The organism is Bacillus sp. 22475 (assembly GCF_052044835.1).
Classification (GTDB): Bacteria; Bacillota; Bacilli; order Bacillales; family Bacillaceae_G; genus Bacillus_A; species Bacillus_A cereus.
Window position 1 is genome coordinate 1 of sequence record NZ_JBQENW010000108.1, and the last position, 366, is coordinate 366.

The window sequence follows — 366 nt, forward strand, 5'->3', positions numbered from 1 at the left end:
GTAGTAAAAACATATATTGAAAATCAAAGTGAAAAGTGAGGTGAAATGATATGACAAAGCAGAATAAAGCATATAAATTCCGTTTGTATCCAACAGAAGAGCAAGCACATCTTATGCGTAAAACCTTCGGTTGTGTACGTTTCGTGTATAACAGAATGTTAGCTGAACGGAAAGAAGCGTATGAAAAACATAAAGATCAACTAAAGAAACAAAAGCTTCCCACTCCTGCGAAATACAAAGCAGAATTTGAGTGGTTAAAAGAAGTGGATTCATTAGCTTTGGCAAATGCTCAACTAAACTTGCAAACTGCCTATAAAAATTTCTTTCGTGGTCAAAATGACTTCCCAACATTCAAAAGCAAAAAAG

The 366-nt window shown here is 34.4% G+C and carries 1 protein-coding gene; it reads left to right on the top strand.

What is annotated here, in order from left to right; translation table 11 throughout:
- Nucleotides 1-50 precede the first annotated feature (50 nt).
- Nucleotides 51-366: helix-turn-helix domain-containing protein (locus tag ACTJJY_RS32140; protein ID WP_440607459.1), on the top strand; the 316-nt coding region annotated here is incomplete at its 3' end.